General features: G+C 62.5%; 22 protein-coding genes and 1 tRNA gene. 16 read left to right on the forward strand and 7 right to left on the reverse strand.

Annotated features, from left to right (window positions below; genetic code table 11):
• Window positions 1-100: 100 nt before the first annotated feature.
• The 4 genes from ABLE85_RS00005 to ABLE85_RS00020 are packed head-to-tail and all read right to left on the reverse strand — an operon-like array spanning window position 101 to window position 2,272.
• A complete protein-coding gene (locus ABLE85_RS00005; protein ID WP_348790648.1) occupies window positions 101-454 on the reverse strand; it encodes a helix-turn-helix domain-containing protein in 354 nt (117 codons plus the stop codon).
• On the reverse strand, window positions 454-1,890 hold the full coding sequence (locus ABLE85_RS00010; RefSeq protein WP_348791412.1) for a DnaB-like helicase C-terminal domain-containing protein: 1,437 nt from the start codon (window positions 1,888-1,890) through the stop codon (window positions 454-456). Before ABLE85_RS00010 ends, ABLE85_RS00005 begins: the two co-directional genes overlap by 1 nt.
• Window positions 1,887-2,084 (reverse strand): hypothetical protein, encoded by a 198-nt coding sequence (locus ABLE85_RS00015; protein ID WP_348791461.1) that lies wholly within the window; start codon window positions 2,082-2,084, stop codon window positions 1,887-1,889. Before ABLE85_RS00015 ends, ABLE85_RS00010 begins: the two co-directional genes overlap by 4 nt.
• Window positions 2,081-2,272, reverse strand: a complete 192-nt coding sequence (locus ABLE85_RS00020) for a hypothetical protein (RefSeq protein WP_348790649.1) — start codon at window positions 2,270-2,272, stop codon at window positions 2,081-2,083. Before ABLE85_RS00020 ends, ABLE85_RS00015 begins: the two co-directional genes overlap by 4 nt.
• Window positions 2,273-2,515: 243 nt before the next feature.
• Here ABLE85_RS00020 and ABLE85_RS00025 point away from each other — a divergent pair, with 243 nt between their 5' ends.
• Entirely contained in the window at window positions 2,516-3,097 is a 582-nt protein-coding gene (locus ABLE85_RS00025; protein WP_348790650.1) for an XRE family transcriptional regulator, read from the forward strand.
• Window positions 3,098-3,300: 203 nt separating this feature from the next.
• Here the strand turns inward: ABLE85_RS00025 and ABLE85_RS00030 are convergent, their stop codons facing one another.
• Window positions 3,301-3,768: an Arc family DNA-binding protein gene (locus tag ABLE85_RS00030; protein ID WP_348790651.1), complete on the reverse strand. Its 468-nt coding sequence runs from the start codon at window positions 3,766-3,768 to the stop codon at window positions 3,301-3,303.
• Between the two features lie 375 nt (window positions 3,769-4,143).
• Between ABLE85_RS00030 and ABLE85_RS00035 the strand changes: the two genes are divergently transcribed.
• The 6 genes from ABLE85_RS00035 (at window position 4,144) to ABLE85_RS00060 (ending at window position 6,663) form a co-directional block, all read left to right on the forward strand.
• On the forward strand, window positions 4,144-4,869 hold the full coding sequence (locus ABLE85_RS00035; RefSeq protein ID WP_348790652.1) for a Rha family transcriptional regulator: 726 nt from the start codon (window positions 4,144-4,146) through the stop codon (window positions 4,867-4,869).
• Between the two features lie 61 nt (window positions 4,870-4,930).
• Window positions 4,931-5,602: a hypothetical protein gene (locus tag ABLE85_RS00040; protein ID WP_348790653.1), complete on the forward strand. Its 672-nt coding sequence runs from the start codon at window positions 4,931-4,933 to the stop codon at window positions 5,600-5,602.
• Complete coding sequence (locus ABLE85_RS00045) at window positions 5,599-5,805, forward strand: hypothetical protein (RefSeq protein ID WP_348790654.1); 207 nt, start codon at window positions 5,599-5,601, stop codon at window positions 5,803-5,805. Before ABLE85_RS00040 ends, ABLE85_RS00045 begins: the two co-directional genes overlap by 4 nt.
• Window positions 5,802-6,044 carry a hypothetical protein gene (locus tag ABLE85_RS00050; protein WP_348790655.1) on the forward strand — a complete coding sequence of 81 codons (243 nt, stop codon included), beginning with the start codon at window positions 5,802-5,804 and terminating at the stop codon, window positions 6,042-6,044. Before ABLE85_RS00045 ends, ABLE85_RS00050 begins: the two co-directional genes overlap by 4 nt.
• Window positions 6,041-6,247, forward strand: a complete 207-nt coding sequence (locus ABLE85_RS00055; protein ID WP_348790656.1) for a hypothetical protein — start codon at window positions 6,041-6,043, stop codon at window positions 6,245-6,247. The genes ABLE85_RS00050 and ABLE85_RS00055 overlap by 4 nt, the downstream gene beginning before the upstream one ends.
• Complete coding sequence (locus tag ABLE85_RS00060) at window positions 6,244-6,663, forward strand: hypothetical protein (RefSeq protein WP_348790657.1); 420 nt, start codon at window positions 6,244-6,246, stop codon at window positions 6,661-6,663. The genes ABLE85_RS00055 and ABLE85_RS00060 overlap by 4 nt, the downstream gene beginning before the upstream one ends.
• 399 nt (window positions 6,664-7,062) lie before the next feature.
• Here the strand turns inward: ABLE85_RS00060 and ABLE85_RS00065 are convergent.
• Window positions 7,063-7,152 (reverse strand) — tRNA-Ser (locus ABLE85_RS00065).
• Window positions 7,153-7,425: 273 nt separating this feature from the next.
• Here ABLE85_RS00065 and ABLE85_RS00070 point away from each other — a divergent pair.
• The 4 genes from ABLE85_RS00070 (at window position 7,426) to ABLE85_RS00085 (ending at window position 11,023) form a co-directional block, all read left to right on the forward strand.
• Window positions 7,426-7,695, forward strand: coding sequence for a hypothetical protein (locus ABLE85_RS00070; RefSeq protein ID WP_348791413.1), 270 nt, complete (start codon window positions 7,426-7,428; stop codon window positions 7,693-7,695).
• A 57-nt stretch (window positions 7,696-7,752) separates the two neighbouring features.
• On the forward strand, window positions 7,753-8,424 hold the full coding sequence (gene msrA, locus ABLE85_RS00075) for a peptide-methionine (S)-S-oxide reductase MsrA (protein WP_348790658.1): 672 nt from the start codon (window positions 7,753-7,755) through the stop codon (window positions 8,422-8,424).
• Window positions 8,425-8,678: 254 nt separating this feature from the next.
• Complete coding sequence (locus tag ABLE85_RS00080) at window positions 8,679-9,668, forward strand: BMP family ABC transporter substrate-binding protein (protein WP_348790659.1); 990 nt, start codon at window positions 8,679-8,681, stop codon at window positions 9,666-9,668.
• 134 nt (window positions 9,669-9,802) lie between these two features.
• Window positions 9,803-11,023, forward strand: a complete 1,221-nt coding sequence (locus tag ABLE85_RS00085) for an MFS transporter (protein ID WP_348790660.1) — start codon at window positions 9,803-9,805, stop codon at window positions 11,021-11,023.
• A gap of 18 nt (window positions 11,024-11,041) precedes the next feature.
• On the opposite strand, the gene ABLE85_RS00090 is transcribed toward ABLE85_RS00085, so the two are convergent.
• Window positions 11,042-11,251, reverse strand: coding sequence for a SlyX family protein (locus ABLE85_RS00090; RefSeq protein ID WP_348790661.1), 210 nt, complete (start codon window positions 11,249-11,251; stop codon window positions 11,042-11,044).
• A gap of 217 nt (window positions 11,252-11,468) precedes the next feature.
• Here ABLE85_RS00090 and ABLE85_RS00095 point away from each other — a divergent pair, with 217 nt between their 5' ends.
• The 5 genes from ABLE85_RS00095 to ABLE85_RS00115 all read left to right on the forward strand — a co-directional run bounded on the left by ABLE85_RS00095 (window position 11,469) and on the right by ABLE85_RS00115 (window position 16,428).
• Window positions 11,469-13,001, forward strand: a complete 1,533-nt coding sequence (locus ABLE85_RS00095) for an ABC transporter ATP-binding protein (protein ID WP_348790662.1) — start codon at window positions 11,469-11,471, stop codon at window positions 12,999-13,001.
• Entirely contained in the window at window positions 12,998-14,137 is a 1,140-nt protein-coding gene (locus ABLE85_RS00100; protein WP_348790663.1) for an ABC transporter permease, read from the forward strand. The genes ABLE85_RS00095 and ABLE85_RS00100 overlap by 4 nt, the downstream gene beginning before the upstream one ends.
• Window positions 14,137-15,108 carry an ABC transporter permease gene (locus ABLE85_RS00105; protein WP_348790664.1) on the forward strand — a complete coding sequence of 324 codons (972 nt, stop codon included), beginning with the start codon at window positions 14,137-14,139 and terminating at the stop codon, window positions 15,106-15,108. Before ABLE85_RS00100 ends, ABLE85_RS00105 begins: the two co-directional genes overlap by 1 nt.
• A gap of 82 nt (window positions 15,109-15,190) precedes the next feature.
• Window positions 15,191-15,625: a cytidine deaminase gene (cdd, locus tag ABLE85_RS00110; RefSeq protein WP_348790665.1), complete on the forward strand. Its 435-nt coding sequence runs from the start codon at window positions 15,191-15,193 to the stop codon at window positions 15,623-15,625.
• Complete coding sequence (locus ABLE85_RS00115) at window positions 15,622-16,428, forward strand: purine-nucleoside phosphorylase (protein ID WP_348790666.1); 807 nt, start codon at window positions 15,622-15,624, stop codon at window positions 16,426-16,428. The genes cdd and ABLE85_RS00115 overlap by 4 nt, the downstream gene beginning before the upstream one ends.
• The last annotated feature ends 22 nt before the right edge of the window (window positions 16,429-16,450 follow it).

Genomic DNA, 16,450 nt, shown 5'->3' on the forward strand with positions numbered 1-16,450 from the left:
ATGAGACCAAAACCACGAAGGAGAAAAGCAGGACCTTGACCACCACCACCGAACCGAAACATACCTGAAAGGCGGGTCAATTCTCGGCGGAAATCCCGGGTCAGTTCCTGGCGGAAATCAACACCCGGTGGTTCAAATTGAGCCCCCCGTCCGGTTCAATTTGAACCCCTCCTTCGTGCCCGGCATGAAAGTGAATCGTGTAGCTGTTCGATAGCTGGCGGCCGGTCCTATCGAACGTGTTCTGAGACTCGATCCATCCATTTTCGGCCAGCCACGAGAGCTTGCGTTTGACCGTTGCGCGAGAACAGGATGCCTCGACCATGATCTGCTCGATCGACGGGAAGCAGCGACCGGATTTGGAATTATAGGCGTTCGCCAGCGAGATCAGGACAAGCTTTGCGCCCTGATCCGGTATCGTCTGCTCCAGTGCCCATGCGACAGCTTGAATGCTCATCAGAACCTCGCCGCGTTTCTGACGGCCGAGCATGCGATGTCGACGAAGAGCTTGACCGTCTTCGTCGGGCCGTTGCGCTGCTTCGAAATGATGAATTCGAGCTCGTTTTGAACCTCGATCAGACGGCCGACGCGGTCGGCTTCCTTGTCGGGGTCTTTGCCCTTGGCCTTTTCGAGGTAGTAGGCTTCACGGAACAGGAACGCGACCATATCGGCGTCCTGCTCGATCGAGCCGGAATCGCGGAGGTCTGAAAGCTGCGGGCGCTTGTCGTCGCGTGTCTCGACCTGCCGCGAGAGCTGAGACAGGGCAATAACGCCAAAGCCGTACTCGCGGCCGAGCTCGCGCAGCCCCCACGAGATTTCGCTGATCTCGTTGACGCGGTTGCCGGCATATCGTCCGGACGCCCTCACCAATTGGAGATAGTCGACAATCAGGACACCGAACGCGATCTTCCTGGCGGCGGCCTGTTCCGCCATACGCTCGACCCTGACCCTGATATCGCTGAGGGTGAGTCCAGACTGTTCCTCGATCCAGAGCGGCAGGCCGTCCGCGTCTTGGTTTGCCTGGAGGATGGCAGATAGCTCCTCCTCCGTCACAGTGCCCTTGACGAGGTTGGTGTAAGGCACCTTGACGCCCCAATCGAATGCAACGTCGGTCAACCGGCGCACCGCAAGCTTCTTGGCGCCCATTTCGAGCGACAGAAACCCGACCCCGACACCCGATCCGGCAGTGCGAAGGGCTACCGACAAGGCAAATGCGGTCTTCCCCATGGAAGGCCTGGCCCCAACAATCACCATTTCGCCCGGATGAATGCCGCCTGTAGCGGCGTTGATATCCGTCAGCCCCCATGTGGACCCGGTAAGGCCGTTGCCGCGTGCCATTGCTGCCCGGACGTCCTCGACGGCTTCCGAAGTAGCGGTATCAAGGGTGTGGAGTGTCTTCCTGCGTGGTCCGGCACGAAGTTCTGCGGATATGTCGTCGAGGTCGGACGCGATCCCCTGGATAAGCGCTTTCGGGTCCGATGTCGCGTCGGTCGCGGCCTCATGCAGCTTAGTGCCGACTTCCGCCGCCTTCAGGCGCGCCCACTGCGCAATAACCGCTTTGCCCCCGCGCTCAAGGCCAGCGGGGCCGGTGAACACGGCAGAGGCGAGCGAGGCCATATAAGCCATCGGCGGTTGCCCTGCCTTCTCGTTGAACAGCATGGCGGTCTCGGCGGGCATGAGCCTGCTGACCACAGCCATGGTTGTCGTGCCGTATTGCTCATGCGCGGCATGGATGGCACGAAAAAGGATGCGGTGAACATCGGCAACGAAATGTTCTTCCCGGAGGAAGGACATCACCTTTCGGAAGTCGCCGCCGAACAGGAGAGTGCCAAGCACGTCCTGCTCGATCTCCTGGACAAAGGCGGTATCGGGGACCGGTTGACTGGGGATCACAGGCCATGCCTTCCAGTCTTCGACGATGGCCGATAGGTGTTTGCGGTGTACAGGTAGGAGAACGTCGCGAACGCCTTGCCTGCTGCGTGGGCATCGGCCTTGTCGCCGGTTTCCCAGGCCTTGTTGCGGAGTTCGCGCCATGCCAGGAATGCGCGCTCCTGCTCGGCGTTCATCTGATCGTCGATGTTGCTCATGATGGCTTTTCCTCGTGCACGTGCGCATGCTCATGCGTATGGGCGGGGTGCACGCGCGAGAGACGGGTGACCGCATCGTCGAGCGAACGGCCCGACACGACGCGACCGGTTTGCGGATCGCGAACCAGGACTGTTCCGTCAGTGGTGCGGATGTGGGGGAGGGAGGTCATGTCTACCGATGTAAGCAAGGACGCGTTCCGTTGTTTCCGGCCAACACCGCCGCCCAGCACGAAGCTCGGCAACGAACTTGCCATCCTTCAGGCAGTTGAGCCCTATCGCCGTGTCCGACATTCCGGTCACGGCTTTGAACTTTTCAATTCGAGCGAGAAGCTCCGTCGTGGTCATAGTCCGCCACCTCAAAAACGATCCGATAACTATGTGGGCTATTTCCCCCGTGACAGTCAAGTACAAAGTGGGCTATAACCCTCGGCATGGAAACAGATTGGGGAAAACGGCTGCGCGCGCGAATGGAGGCCAAGGGGCTGTCCATGCGGACGCTATCTATGGCGGCTGGGCTTGGTAACACCTTCGTTCGCGACATGCTGGAGCGCAGCCGCGTGCCGAGTATCGACAAGTTCGCCAAGATCGCGAAGGTCCTGGACACAACCGTTGCTGATCTGCTCGGAGAGCAGCCAGATGCGCAAAGGTTTGTGCCTTTGATGGGTTACGTCGGCGCCGGGCAGGCGGTTTATCCAATAGATGATGGCGGCGGGGAGATGGCTGAAGCCCCTCCAGAAGCCTCAGAGAGCACGGTTGCCGTAAGGATTAAAGGCGACTCGATGCTGCCGGCCTTCGAGGACGGGTGGCTGCTCTACTACTCGCGGCATCTGCCGCCGCACGAAATGATCAACCGTCGCTGCGTGGTGCAACTCGCAGACGGGCGGATTTTGGTGAAAACCATCCGGCGAGGTGCGGCGCAAGACGTCTGGACTTTGACGAGCACCAACGCTGCTGACATCGAAGACGTAGTCGTAGAGTGGGCTGCTCCTATCGACTGGATTAGGCCACGCTGATGTGGATGGGGGCAATAGCCCATTGACAGTGAGGGCAATAGCCCACTAGGCTGGCTTCATTAAATCGATGGAGCCGATGTGGATCACGCCTCAAGCCGACAACCGCACATGCTGAAAATAGCCGAGGCGAAACACCTTGGCCCCGTTTTGCAGAGGCGCGATGCTGCATCGGCAATACCCCAGAGAGCTGCAAGAACAGGCCGCTATCGGATCGGCCTCTGTCGCCGAGGGAACTCGGGTCGATCGACGATGGCGCTCCCACCTTCACTTTTGGCGGTCTGTCGGAAATTTGGGGCGTCTTCGACCAGGTCATATTCGCGAGCCCATGGCTTGATCTCGTCAGTCGGAGAGATGACGACGGCGTCGATTGCGCGAACTTCACCCTGCGAATTTTCCGCGATCCTCGCTAAATTGCCCATGACGCTCTGCCAAGATACCGGATGGCCGTCAGCATCTAGAACGACGTACAGCATTTTCCTTTCAGTCTCTTGCTGGCGGCGATGGAAGCTCGCCTCAGCACGTTCAATGCCCAGGCTCTCGTCTAGGCGGTTCACAATCTCCCCGTTCATTGAGCGAGAACTTTCGTTTGCGCTTTTGATCAAGGCGTCACGCAGTCTGGCTGGCAGCCGTAACGTGATCCTGACTTCGTCGTCGAGACGGTCTTCTGCCATTGCGGGCTCCTACTATCCACAACACCATAGCACTATTCTGGTGTCAGTGTCTTGACACTATTTTGGTGTGACACTAAAACGGTGTCAACATAGTTAAAAAGAGGTAGCGAATGAGCACGTGCACAACTTCCTTACGCCTTCCGGATGATGCGAAGGCCTTCATCGAAGCGCAGGCGGCCAGAAACGGCAGCTCGCAGAACAGCGAAATCGTCCGGTGCATTCGTGATCGGATGGAGAAAATGTCCCAAGTTCGCAGGATAGTGGAATCCGTTTCCGACGCGACTGAGGTACAAGAGGGAATGGCGACGACGGGGTCTGAGTTTGGCGACCTAACCCCGTCGAAGCCGGAAAACAGCAGCAATCTGGAGAAAGCTGATGCAGAGCGTACATAGCACCACTTCGGTGCAAATTCCACCGGCACAAACGGTGAATACCCCGATCACAATGTCCAGCCGCGAGATTGCGGGGCTGACCGGCAAGCGGCATCCCGATGTCAAAAGGGATATCGAGCGCATGCTTTCCGAGCTTCAGGAAGATGTGAGCAAGTTTGCTCATATCTATTTCGACAGCATGAACCGGGGGCAAACCGAGTTCCGGCTTGACCGAGAACTGACGGAAACACTGCTTCTTGGCTACAGCGCACCACTGCGCCGCAAGGTGCTTATTCGCCTGCGCGAATTAGAAGGGATTGTTGCGGGAAGCTCTTTGGCGATACCCAACTTCTCCGATCCCGTAGCTGCCGCTCGCGCATGGGCTGATCAGGTCGAAGCAAGACGGCTTGCCGAACAAACGAAAGCCGAAATCGGATCGCGCCGCGAGGCGACGGCTATGAATACCGCGAGCCAGGCGGTCAAAAAGGCCGGCCGGTTGCAGATCGAACTCGACCGCTCTCGCCAATACGCGACCGTCAAGCGTATGGAGATGCTCTACCACGGACAACAGTTTTCTTGGCGCTTGCTCAAAAGTACGTCGACCGAAATGGGCATCGCCTCCATCGACGTTTTCGATGCCAACTACGGCACGGTGAAAGCCTACCATGCCGATGTGTGGCGGGAGGCATACGCGCTAGACATTCCTGCCGCAGACGGGGAAGTCGCCTAGTCGAACCTGAAGCGGCTCCTGGGCCGCGCTTCCACAATCCATTTTCGGGAGATTTCCCACCATGCATACGAACGACGCCACGCGGGCGCACGCCGAAGCTATGCCCGCAACCACACCGATCCAGTCGCTTTTTCGCGAATGGGAGGTGAAGAACCGCCACGCCAGTAAGGGCGGCTTCACCAGCGACGAAATCGCAGCCCTGTGCGACGAGCTCGACGCCGACGCCGACAGGTTTCTTGGGCAGGACTCGACATGCCCCCTCGACTGGGTCGCGAAGATACTTGCGGCGAGCGACAACCTGACCATCTCTGTTCGCGACGAATGGGTAGACAGCATCCGCGAGGAGGGGATTGCCTTCGTTCAAGGTGCGCCGGAAGCCGGACCGATCTTCGATCCCTCTAAGCTGAACATGGAAGGCCTTTTTGACCTGCATGATGCCCTCAAAACGATATTCGAGGTATTCACCGCGCTAATTTGCCAGCCAAGGTTCGTATCGGATGGCAACGTCTTTTCTCCAGCAGGGGAGATGCTGGAGAAGCTCCGCAATTCGGTCGCTGGTCTTCTGGAAGCCATCGACAATGAGGCCAGTGGTCGACCAGTAAAGGCACCGAACGACGCGGCGCAGAAATTCTTCTTCCTGGCGAACCGCATGGTCGATGGGCTGACCGATCCTGCCTACGCCATGGAGGAGCTTACCAAGAGCGTGGCGTCGCTGGGGGAGGTGCGGTCATGATGATGAAGGTCACCATCCCTGCCCAGACAATCGGCGCCGAAGACCTCTTCGACCGCGGCATCGACAAAATTCGCACCGTCATGTGTGCCATGTTCGGTGGCGAAGTTGCCGGCGACGACCTCGACAGCCTCGCCGGGGTCCTCGAACAGGCCCTGAAGGATCTCGAATACGTCAGGCCGGCGGTACAGGAGGCGAACCGATGAGCCGTTTCGTTCCCCAACGCGATATGTCCTCCGACGAGATTATCAGCTGCGCCTATGAAGCATCGGCCATCACGCGACTATGCGAGGCGGCGGCTTGGTCCATCCAGAACGGCGAACCGCCAACAGATCTTGCCGACGCTATCGGCGCCGGCATGCGTCTCGCTCGCGATCTGATCGACGTGATGCACGATGCGTTGGTCAGTCATGAAGGCCTTGCCAGCAAGGAGGTGTCGCAATGATCGCCGCTCCGGCAAAGAAGATCGACGCCATTGACCAGATCGACCAAGTCATTGACGAGCTCGTGACGATCTGGCTGGCCCTGGGCAACTCGACCGACATGGCGGATGACTACGTCATTACGGTTCGCGAGGCGCTGAACGGCACCACCAACCGACTCCGCGACGCCATGGGCACGCTGATAGACAAGGGAGGCGTGTCGTGATCAGTGTCATCCCCACCGACCCGCTCGACCTTATCGTCGAGGGCGACATGTGCGTCCGCGATCTGAGAACCCGCGAGGAATGCGACGCGGAAGTCCTCAAACTCGAAATGGAAATTGAGAGCATCATTGCTCAGATAGCCGAGTCCGAGACTGACCCGGCCCGCCGTGGGCCAGGATGGCGCACCAGAGCACAAAGCGCCATTCGCTGGAAGAAGCGCGTCCGGTCGGCGATCAAGAATCACGCGGCAACGCTACGCCCCGCCCGGCACAAGCCGGACGTCAAACAGCAGGACGACAAACAGCGGGTCATCCTCGACACCGTCCGTCTTGAACTTGGCGAAGACGAGTTCGCCCGGCTGGTCGCAGTGGCCAAGTCGCGGCATCCGCATTTGTTCGCTGGAGGCGCCGCATGCTGAAGCAGCTTCGACCCGTCGAGCTCGTCATTCTCACTTCGATCCTAGGCGTCGGTATTGCCGGCGTCTGGCTCGGCTTTGGATGGAGGGCAGTGCTGTGAATGATGCGTCCGAAAAGCACGCATACACGGTGAATGAGTTCTGCCAGGCGTTCGGCGTGAGCCGGACCCATTTCTACGAGCAGACAAAGGCCGGGCTATTGAAGGTACGAAAAGCCGGCCGTAGGACCCTTGTCCGGGCCGAAGATGCTAAGGAATGGCTCGATAACCTGCCGGAGGGCTGCCAGTAATCTGGCGGCTCTCAAACCAATTGCATCACAAAGGCCTTGTGGGGAAGGTTGTGGGGAAAGCTGGACGGAAAAGTCAAAAAATGAAGGAAAAACAAGTCGGTAGCTTGTGTTTCTGGCGGAGAGAGGGGGATTCGAACCCCCGATACGGTTCCCCGTATACACACTTTCCAGGCGTGCGCCTTAAACCACTCGGCCACCTCTCCGCGGGCGCAGGCATCGTCGAACGACGCATGCGCCGGGCTCATCTAGTCGATCCTGCGGCGAATGCCAAGCCTGCCGGATCACTGTTTTTTGGTTGGCGCAAAAAATTGTGCCCAGCCTCGGCGGCCAGCGTGGATCAGACGAATTTGATATAGGACGATTGCGAAGCACTGCAACGCACCATATCTCTCTTGACGAAACGCAGCCCAGAGGACTTGACCTTGCGCTTCCTGTTCAGGCTTGCCGCAACGATCTCGCTGGCCGTCGCCGTCATCATGGCGGTGCTGGATGCGACGCGCACCGTTGCTGCCTCGCATCTGGTGCTCACGCCGCTGCGCGCGAGCTGGGGCGCGGTGTCGCCCCACACGCTGGAGAGCTTCCAGCACTTCATGCAGACGAAGATCAACCCGCTGGCCTGGGACCCGGTCGCGGTCACCGTCCTGAACCTGCCCGGCTTCGCCGTGTTCGGCGTGCTCGCCTTCCTGCTCTACGCGATAGGCCACAAGCCGCGGCGGCGCGGGCGGGACTTTGCGGTCGAGCCCTGAGGCCGGGTGGGAAGCTGACGGTCTGGGGCCCAAAAATCCCGAGAAAGGGACAATGCCATGTTTTTCCTGAGCGACATGCTGAACAAGAAACTCAAGCTGCCGAAGCCGGAGGAGGCCTTGCCCGGCCGCGACCGGCCGATCCCCACCGCGGCGAAGCATTTCGTCTCCAAGCACCCGCTGAAAGGGCCCTATCCGGAGGGGCTTGAGAAGGCGATGTTCGGCATGGGCTGCTTCTGGGGGGCGGAACGCCTGTTCTGGCAGATGGACGGTGTGTGGGTGACCGCGGTGGGCTATGCCGGCGGCGTCACGCCCAACCCGACCTATCAGGAGACCTGCACCGGGCTCACCGGCCATGCCGAGGTGGTGCTGGTGGTGTTCGACCCCAAGGTGGTTTCCTATGCCGATCTGCTGAAGACGTTCTGGGAAAGCCACGATCCCACCCAGGGCATGCGCCAGGGCAACGACGTCGGCACCACCTATCGCTCGGCGATCTACACTTTTGGTGATGAGCAGTACCAGGAGGCCATTGCCTCGCGCGATGCCTATGAGGCGTCGCTGCGCGGGGCAGGCCGCGACAAGATCACAACCGAGATCAAGCCAGCGCCCGAATTCTACTTTGCCGAGGAAGACCACCAGCAGTATCTGGCCAAGAACCCGAACGGCTATTGCGGGCTGCAGGGCACGGGCGTTGCCTGCCCGATCCCGCAGAGAGTTTCGACCGGCGCCTGATTGCGCAGGCGCCGGCGGGGGAGGGGGACAAGATTCCATTTCCTACGCTCCGCGGGCAGGGCGATGAGCGAATGCCGTGGCGGCTTCCGTTGCCGCAACGGCATTCCGGCCGTTCAAGATTCCGCGTGAATTTTATTTTTTGCCGTGCAAGAGTGGCGCGCATGTGGGAGGGGCACCTCCTGCGAAGCGCCGTGGAGCGCCCGCAGGGCGAGGAACGTACGCGGCGCACCAACGCAAAACAGGGTGTGGATCACATGAAGCGTATCGTTCTTGGCCTTCTGGCCGCAACCGCACTGGCCTTCCCGGCTTTCGCCGAGGACGTCAAGCCGGCGATCATCTACGATCTCGGCGGCAAGTTCGACAAATCCTTCAACGAGGCTGCCTTCCATGGCGCCGAGAAGTTCAAGGAAGAAACCGGCATCGCCTACCGCGACTTCGAAATCCAGAACGACGCCCAGCGCGAGCAGGCGCTGCGCAAGTTCGCCGAGGGCGGCAACAACCCGATCGTGATGGCCGGCTTCTCCTGGGCCGCTACGCTCGAGAAGGTTGCGCCGGAGTTCCCGGACACCAAGTTCGCCATCATCGACATGGTGGTCGACAAGCCCAATGTCCGCTCCGTCATCTTCAAGGACAATGAAGGCTCCTACATCGTCGGCATGCTGGCGGCCATGGCCTCCAAGACCAAGAAGGTCGGCTTCATCGGCGGCATGGACATCCCGCTGATCCGCAAGTTCGGCTGCGGCTATGTCGGCGGCGCCAAGGCTGCCGGCGCGACCGAGGTGTTCTACAACATGACCGGCGACACCCCGGCGGCCTGGAACGACCCGACGAAGGGCGGCGAAATCGCCAAGTCGCAGATCTCGCAGGGCGCCGACGTGGTCTACCATGCTGCCGGCGGCACCGGCGTGGGCGTTCTCCAGGCGGCCGCAGATGCGGGCAAGCTCGGCATTGGCGTCGATTCCAACCAGAACGGGCTGCAGCCGGGCAAGGTGCTGACGTCGATGCTCAAGCGCGTCGACGTGGCCGTCTACAACGCCTTCATGGACACCAAGAACGACAAGTTCACGCCGGGCTTCAACGATCTAGGCCTGAAGGAAGGCGGCGTCGACTACGCCATGGACGAGAACAACAAGGACCTGGTGACCGACGAGATGAAGGCGGCGGTGGAACAGGCCAAGGCCGACATCGCCTCGGGCAAGATCGAAGTCCACGACTACATGTCGGACAACGCCTGCCCCTATTGATCTTTAGGGACATGAACATGAACCGCCGGCGCAAGCCGGCGGTTTTTCTTTGACCCTTTTCAGGCGCCGCGCCCGCCCTGGCGCGAGGACGCCTCAATCCGATTTCGAGCCGCTGCGGCGTGGGGAGGACACCGATGAACGACAGCAAGACACGCCTCGCCGCCATCGCCGCGCTGCTGCTGGCCGGCGTGTTCGCCGGCACCCAGCTCGGCAAGATTGCGCCGCTGGTCGAATGGTACAGAAGCGAAGCCGGCTTCTCGCTGGTGCTGATCGGCTGGCTGACCTCGATGATCAGCATCTTCGTGGCGCTGGTGGCGCTGCCGACCGGCTGGGCCATCGAGCGCGCCGGAATGCGCCGCTCCTTCGTCGCCTCGGCCGTGGTGATGACGGTTGGCGGCCTGGCGCTCGCCTTCCTCAGCGACCCGGCGGCCATCCTCGCTGCGCGCCTGGTCGAAGGCATCGGCTATCTGGTGCTGGTGATCGTCATCCCGGCGCTGCTCAATACCATCGCGCCGCCTGCCTGGCGGGCGCCGGCGCTGGCGATCTGGGGCGGTTTTGTCCCCGTCGGCTTCGCGGTGGCGGACTTTCTGGCGCGCGGCATGCTGCCGGCGGCCGAGCCGAAATTCTTCCTGCTGGCGGCCGTTCTGGCCTTTGCGCTCTTTGCACTGCTGGGCGCCATGCTGCTTGCCGCCATCGGCGACGCTGATGCCGGGGGAGAGGCTCAGAAGGCGCCGCCGCTGACCGGCGGCCTGGCCGGGCAGCTCACCTTTCCGGTCGCGTTGGTGGCGCTGTCCTTCGGCTTCTACGTCGTGCTCTCGGTCAGCTTCTTTGCCTTCATGCCGGCATTCGTCGGGCTTCCGGAAGCGAATATCGCGCTTTCGGCCGGCCTGATCGCGCTGATCGTGCCGATCGGCAACGTGCTGACCGGTGCTCTGGTGAAGGGCCGCGACGGCCGCTTCGTGCTGATGCTGGCGGGCGTGGGTTTCGCGGCCAGTCTGGTGGCGGCAGTGCCGACCTTCGGCGGCTCCGCGTCCGCGTTGGCGACGACGGCGGCGGTGGTCATCGCCATTGCCGGCGGCATCGTCGCCTCGGCGCTGTTTGCCAGCATTCCGGCGATCGTGCCGCAGGGAAAATCCGCGTCGATCGCCATCGGCCTCGTCTGCCAGGCGGGCGGCATCGGCACCGTCATCGGACCGCCGCTGGCAGGCTATGTCATCGAGACCCATGGTTGGGCTGGGTTCGGCGTCTTCCTGGCGCTGACTGCCGCAATCGGCGGGCTTTGCCTGCTGCCGCTGGCGCGCGCCTCGGCGCTGGGAGTACAGCCTGCGCCGGCCGGTCGGAGCGCGGCCGAATGAAGTCGCCGGAGGGCGAAGTCACCAATGGGGTGGCTTCGTCGCCTCGTGGCCGGGGGCGGTCTGCTCTTCGAGGGTCAGGAAGCGCTCCGTCAGCATATCCAACTTGCGCTGAAGCCGGTCGATCACTTGCCATTGTTCGGCGATCTGGCTGGACAGTTCCTCGATGGTCTTCTCCTGCTCGGCCGCTCGTATCTCGAGCGTCGTCAGCCGGTCGTCGGTGGCGGTCATGTCGGTATCCTTGTTGCAGAAGTAAGAACCGATGCGGGCATTCTGCCACAAATTCTCGACAATCTGTCGATATCGCGCCCGGCACCGCCTTGGAAATTGACAATCGGCAGGCGATTTGTCGAGAGTGAAATCCAGGTCTCCCGGCCAGTTGGCAGGGAAAATGCGGCATGCTAGTTTTTGACCAAACGATAAAAATAAAACAGGGGTAGACCGTCGCATGGCGGAAGCTGCAATCGAGCTGATCGGCATCAACAAGAGTTTTGGTGCCGTTCGCGCCAACCGCGATATCAATCTTGAAATCGCTCCCGGCACAATCCACGGCATCATCGGCGAAAACGGAGCCGGCAAGTCGACGCTGATGTCGATCCTGTACGGTTTCTACCAGGCCGACAGCGGCGAGATCCGCGTCGACGGCAAGCCGACCGCCATCCGTTCCTCCAATGATGCGATCGCGGCGGGCATCGGCATGGTGCACCAGCACTTCATGCTGGTGGAAAACTTCTCGGTGCTCGAAAACATCATCCTCGGGGCCGAGGGCGAGGCCCTGCTCAACAATTCCATTTCCAAGGCGCGCGCGGAGCTTCGCCGGCTGGAGCGCGAATACGGGCTGGAGGTCGATCCCGATGCGGTGATCGAGGAGCTGCCGGTGGGCCTGCAGCAGCGCGTCGAAATCCTCAAGGCGCTCTATCGCGGCGCCGAAATCCTGATCCTCGACGAGCCGACCGGCGTGCTGACGCCGGCCGAGGCCGATCACCTGTTTCGCATCCTCGAGCAGCTCAAGCAGCAGGGCAAGACGGTGGTGCTCATCACGCACAAGCTGCGCGAGATCATGGCCATCACCGACACCGTCTCGGTCATGCGCCAGGGCACGATGGTCGCCACCCGCAAGACGGCCGAGACCACGGTCGAGGAGCTGGCCGAGCTGATGGTGGGCCGCCGCGTCCTGCTGCGCGTCGAAAAGGGCGAGGCCAAGCCTGGCGCCGTGAAGCTGTCGGTGAAGAACCTGACGGTGAAGGACTCGCGCGGCATCACCATGGTCGACAACGTCTCCTTCGACGTGGGCGCCGGCGAGATCGTCGGCATCGCCGGCGTTGCCGGCAACGGCCAGTCGGAGCTGATCGAGGCGATCGCTGGCACACGCCGCGCCGTTTCGGGCACGGTGATGCTCGACGGCAAGCCCATCGATGTCACCGGCATCGCCGACCCCGGCGAATTGCGCGACCGTGGCCTGGCCCACGTGCCGGAGGACCGCCACCATGTCGGCCTCGTGCTGGCCTTCGAGGAGAACGAGAACTCCATTCTCGGCTATCACGACCAGCCGAAATATCTGAACGGCCCGTTCCTGAACATCGACGCGATCCGCAACGATGCCCGGGAGAAGATCGAGAAATACGACATCCGGCCGGGCGACTGCCGGCTGAAGACCGCGAACTTCTCCGGCGGCAACCAGCAGAAGATCGTGCTGGCGCGCGAGATCGAGCAGGACCCGGGCGTCCTGATCGTCGGCCAGCCGACGCGCGGCGTCGACGTCGGCGCCATCGAATTCATCCACAAGCGCCTCATCGCCATGCGCGACCAGGGCAAGGCAGTGCTGCTGATCTCGGTCGAGCTCGACGAGATCCGCTCGCTGTCCGACCGCATCCTGGTGATGTTTGCCGGCCGCGTCGTCGGCGAGCGTGGTCCCGACGCGGGCGAAGGCGAACTGGGCCTGCTTATGGCCGGCGTCGAAGGCAAGGAGGCCGCAGAGTGAGCACGCCCTACGCAAAACTGCCCGGCTGGGCGGACTACGGTCTGATCCCGATCATCAATCTGGCCGTGGCCTTCATGGTGGCCGGCTTCGTCGTCATGCTGGTGGGCGAAAACCCGCTGCAGGCCGCGGGAATCCTGGTGAAGGGCGCCTTCGGCAACGGCCAGAACATCGCCTACACGCTGTTCTACGCCACCAACTTCATCTTCACCGGTCTCGCGGTCGCGGTGGCCTTCCATTGCGGCCTGTTCAACATCGGCGGCGAGGGCCAGGCCTATATCGCCGGTCTCGGCGTCGCGCTGGTCTGCCTTGGCCTCGACGGCGTCCTGCCCTGGTGGGGGACCTTCCCGCTGGCGATCCTCGCCTCGGCGGCGGTGGGCGCACTGTGGGCGCTGATCCCTGCCTATCTCCTGGCCAAGCGTGGCTCGCACATCGTCATCACCACCATCATGTTCAACTTCATCGCCGCCAGCGCGATGGTCTACCTGCTGGTCGACGTGCTCAAGCCCGCAGGCTCGATGGCGCCGCAGACGCGCGACTTCCTGCCCGGCGCTCAACTGCCCAAGCTCGGCTGGCTGCTCGAAATGTTCGGCATGACCGTGCGCTCGGCGCCGCTGAACATCTCGTTCCTGCTGGCGCTGGTCATGGCCTTCCTGGTCTGGGTGCTGATCTGGCGCACCAAGCTCGGCTATGAAATGCGCACCTATGGCTTCAGCCCGAAGGCGGCGCGCTATGCCGGCATTTCCGAAGCGCGCATCATCATCATCACCATGATGATTTCTGGCGCGCTGGCCGGCATGATGGCGCTTAACCCGATCATGGGCGACCAGCACCGCGTGCAGCTAGATTTCGTCACCGGCGCCGGCTTCGTCGGCATCGCGGTGGCGCTGATGGGCCGCTCGCATCCGGCTGGCATCGTGCCGGCAGCCATCCTGTTCGGCGTGCTCTACCAGGGCGGCGCCGAACTCGCCTTCGACATGCCCGCCATCTCGCGCGACATGATCGTCATCATCCAGGGCCTGGTCATCCTGTTTGCCGGCGCGCTGGAGCATATGTTCCGCCCGGCGATCCAGACGCTGTTCGCCAGTGTGAGCCCAGGTTCGGTCGGCGTCACCGTGGTCAAGGGGGAGGGCGCCTGATGGAGCTCATCGACGTTCTCGTTCAGCTCGTCGGCGCGACGATCCGCGTCTCGGTGCCGCTGCTGCTCGCCTGCCTCGCCGGCCTCTATTCGGAGCGCGCGGGCATTTTCGACATCGGCCTCGAAGGCAAGATGCTGGCCGGCGCCTTCGCCGGCGCTTCGGCCGCGGCCGTCACCGGCTCGGCATGGATCGGGCTGGCCGCCGCGATACTGACGGCGGTCTGCTTCGGGCTGGTGCACGGCTTTGCCTCGATCACCCACCGCGGCAACCAGATCGTCTCGGGCGTGGCGATCAACTTCATCGCGGCTGGCTCCACCATCATCCTCGGCCAGGCCTGGTTCCAGCAGGGCGGCCGCACGCCCTCGCTGAGCGGTGATGCCCGCTTCCAGGCCATCACGCTGCCGGGTGCGGATGCGGTTCATGACGTGCCGGTGATCGGCCCGATCTATGCGGAAGTCATCTCCGGCCATTCGCTGCTGGTCTATGTCGCCTTCCTGATGGTGCCGTTCACCTGGTGGGTGCTGTTTCGCACGCGCTTCGGCCTGCGCCTGCGCGCCGTTGGCGAAAACCCGGCGGCGGTGGATACGGCAGGCATCTCGGTCACCTGGCTGCGCTATCGCGCGGTGCTGTGCACCGGCGTGCTGACCGGCATTGCCGGCGCCTATCTCTCGGTGGCCCAGAACGCAGGCTTCGTGAAGGACATGACCGCCGGCAAGGGCTTTATCGCGCTCGCTGCACTCATCTTCGCCAAGTGGAAGCCGGTGCCGGCCATGTTCGCCTGCCTGCTTTTCGGTTTCCTGGAAGCCGCTTCCATCCGCTTCCAGGGCATGCCTTGGCCGTTCATCGGCAAGGTGCCGGTGCAGCTCATGCAGGCGCTGCCTTACATCCTCACCGTCATCCTTCTCGCCGGCTTCATCGGCAAGGCCATCCCGCCGCGTGCCGGCGGCGTGCCCTACGTGAAGGAACGGTGATAGAGGCTTTCGAAAGGACACTCTCTCCCCTCGCCAAGAGGGAAGAGGTGTCGAGGCGTAGCCGAGACGGAGAGGAAAAACCATGTCCAATGACTCATTTCGTACCGCCTTTCAGGCCGCACTTAAGCCTCATGATCTAGTTCTTGCCGCAAGGCAGGCCATGAAGAACGCCCACGCGCCCTATTCGAAGTTCCCGGTGGGGGCGGCCCTGCGCACGGAAGACGGCCGCGTCTTTTCCGGCTGCAACATCGAGGTGGCGTCCTATCCCGAGGGCTGGTGCGCCGAGACCACCGCGCTCGGCCATTACATCATGGGCGGCGGCGGCAAGATTACGGAGATTGCCGTGGTCGCCGAGCGCATGCACCGCATCACACCCTGCGGTGGCTGCCGCCAGCGGCTGGCGGAGTTCGCCGACGCCGACACCAAGCTCTACCTCTGCGACGATGCGGGCGTGGTCGAGACCGTGACGATGGGGCAGATGCTCCCCTACGGTTTCGAAGGCAGCACGCTCAAATGAAGGAAGCCATCGATCATCTCGTCGAACGGCTGGGCGGGCTCGCGCCGCGCGTGGCGCTCGTGCTCGGCTCCGGCCTGGGCGGCCTCGTCAACGAGGTCGAAAAGCCGGTCCGCATCTCCTATGCTGACCTGCCGGGCTTCCCGGTCAGCGGCGTAACCGGCCATGCCGGCGAGGTCGTGGCCGGGCAGTTCGCCGGCGTTCCGGTGCTGATGCTGGCCGGCCGCGCGCACTACTATGAGCATGGCAACGCCGCCGCGATGCGGCCGGTCATCGAGGTGCTGGCCGGGGTCGGCATCACGCACCTGCTGCTTACCAATGCCGCCGGCTCGGTGGACCCCGACATGCTGCCGGGCTCGGTGATGCTGATCGACGACCATATCAATTTCTCGGGCACCAACCCGCTGTTCGGCGAGCCGAGCGACCGCCGCTTCGTCGGCATGACGGAAGCCTATGATGCGGGCTTGCGCGCGGCGATCGCGCGGGCGGCGGAGACGGATGAAATCAAGCTGCACCGGGGCGTCTACATGTGGTTCTCGGGTCCGAGCTTCGAAACGCCGGCCGAAATCCGCATGGCGCGCGTGCTGGGCGCCAACGCGGTAGGCATGTCGACCGTGCCGGAAGTCATCTTGGCGCGCTTCTTCGGGCTCAAGGTGGCGGCCTGCTCGGTCGTCACCAACCTGGCCGCCGGTATGACCGGGGCCGAGCTGTCGCACGAGGAGACCAAGGACATGGCGCCCATCGGCGGCGCCCGGCTGGCGACGGTGCTGAAGACCATGTTCCGCGAGGGGTTTCTGGATGAGTAGCGGTGCCGCGAGGGGGAGCAAC

The organism is Mesorhizobium sp. KR1-2 (assembly GCF_040045035.1).
Lineage (GTDB): Bacteria > Pseudomonadota > Alphaproteobacteria > Rhizobiales > Rhizobiaceae > Pseudaminobacter.